The organism is Actinomadura logoneensis, assembly GCF_003428695.1.
Taxonomy (GTDB): domain Bacteria; phylum Actinomycetota; class Actinomycetes; order Streptosporangiales; family Streptosporangiaceae; genus Spirillospora; species Spirillospora logoneensis.
This window is the reverse complement of sequence record NZ_QURH01000594.1, coordinates 1-1,998: the sequence shown is the minus strand read 5'-3', so window position 1 is coordinate 1,998 and position 1,998 is coordinate 1. Positions and strand designations below refer to the sequence as shown.

At 75.8% G+C, this 1,998-nt stretch carries 2 protein-coding genes; one reads left to right on the top strand and one right to left on the bottom strand.

Annotation, left to right across the window (positions count from 1 at the left end; genetic code table 11):
* The coding region (locus DZF91_RS24510; protein WP_207661899.1) for a hypothetical protein at positions 1-347 on the bottom strand (347 nt) is incomplete at its 3' end.
* Between the two features lie 683 nt (positions 348-1,030).
* Between DZF91_RS24510 and DZF91_RS24505 the strand changes: the two genes are divergently transcribed.
* On the top strand, positions 1,031-1,998 hold a 968-nt coding region (locus DZF91_RS24505), incomplete at its 3' end, for a terpene synthase family protein (protein ID WP_235834521.1).

Sequence of the window (1,998 nt, the reverse complement as noted above, 5' to 3'; positions counted from 1 at the left end):
GCCGACGACCCGCCGGCGCCCGCGAGGATCCGCGCGCGGGCGCGCGACCGGCGGGTCATCAGCAGGGCGATCCCGGTGACGGCGTAGGCGACGGTGGCCAGCGCCAGGGGGCCGCCCATGGCGGCGCCGACGCCGATGTCCTTGCCGGCCTCGCCGCCCCCGGAGGTGACGGCGACGAGCGTCACCACCGACTCGGGGAGCGCGGTGCCGAAGGCCGCCAGGACCGTGCCGACCGCCATCCGGCCGACCTTCAGCCGGTGCCCCAGCCACTCGACGGCGTTGACGAACCACTCACACGACAGATAGATCGCCACCGCACAGGCGATCAGCAGGACGAAATGCCACACGTCCGGTACCCGCTCCTCCCGCGTCGCCGGGGGCCGAGGCCGGGGGGCGCTCCGGGGCGTCCTCGCGAGACCTCGATCCCGGCCGACGACGCGTCTGGTCATCGACAGAAAAGGGATCGAAGGTCTCGCCCGTCCGCCGGCGGCGGACCCGGTCACCGGGAGCGGTGGCTCCAGTGTGTCGACGACCGGTTCGCAGGGCTACTCCCCTTCGCGGCAGCGACTCTACCGCATCGCGTCCCGGAAACCGCCGAGTCGGCGTCCGGACGGACGGCCGGAGAGGCCGGGAAGGCCCATGGGAGCGGGGGTTCCGTGGGGCCGCGGGTCCGGGCGGCGTGCGGCTGCCGCCCCGCGGACGGGCCATCCGGACGGACCGTCCGTATTCCGAGTTTCGGTTGGACCCTTCGGACAGTTGCGGACAGACCGTATGTCGGACGGCGGGGTTGGTGACGGCCCTGGAATCTGGTCGGCAAATCGCGGTCAAACCGCATGTCCGGCGGGCTCGCACGCGGCAGGATCCGGTCACGATGCGTGCGGGCCCGGTGCGCCGAATGCCGCCGGGACTCCGCGCCGCAGCACGGCCCGGCAGGGGGCACCGCGACGCGCGGGCCCGCCCGGCGCGGGTCGCGGCGCGGGCACGACCGAAACGGCGAGTCTACGGGGGCGCGGGAATGGCGGCGGACACGATGACCGGATTCCGGATTCCGGAACTCACCCTGCCTTTTCCCGGACCGGTACGCCGCGCCGACGCCGACGTGCTACGGGCCGGGGTGTGCGGGTGGGCCGAGGAGCGGGGACTGGTCGGGCCGCGCGGCCGGGCGCGGCTGGAGTCCTCGCGGCTGCTGGACCTCGGCATCGCGCTGACCGGGCGGGCCGACCCCGACCGGGCGGCGGTGCTGATGGCGTGGTTCCTGTGGGTGCTGCTGCTGGACGACCGGGTGGACGACGGCCCGTGGGCGGCCGACGGGGTGCTGGCGGACTTCGCCGCGTCCGCCCTGGCGGTGCTGCGCGGCGAGCCCGGCGGGGACGGCCCGGTCGACCCGATGCTGGCGGTGCTGGCCGACGACCTGTGGCCGCGCACGTCCCGGCTGGCGGGCCCGGCCTGGCGGGAGCGGTTCGCCGGGCACATGGAGCGGCACCTGAACGCCCAGTGCGCGATGGTGGACCGGCGCGCCGACGGGCGGGCGCTGCGGCTGCCCGCCTACATCGTGCTGCGCCGGGACCTGTTCGGCGCGGACGTCTTCTTCGACCTGTTCGAGGCCGTGGACCGCATCTCGCCGCCCGACGACCCGGCCGCGGCCGGGCTGCGCGCCGCGGCGGCCGACGTCATCTCCTGGACCAACGACCTGTTCTCGGTGGAGAAGGACCTGGCGTTCGGGGAGCGCGCCAACCTGGTGCTGCTGCTCCACGAGCGGCGGGCCGGAACGCTCCAGGAGGCGGTGGACCAGGCCCGCACGCTGATCGCGGCGCGCGCCTCGGACTTCCAGATCCTGCGCCGCGGCGTCCCGTGGGACGCCCGCGACACCGGCCGGCTCGCCGACCGGCTGCGCCGAGCGATGCGCGCGTCGCTGGACTGGCACCGCTCGGTGCCCCGGTACCGGCCGCGCACCGCCGCGTCCGAGGCCGCCGCGTTCGCCGCCGCGTCCGCACCGGG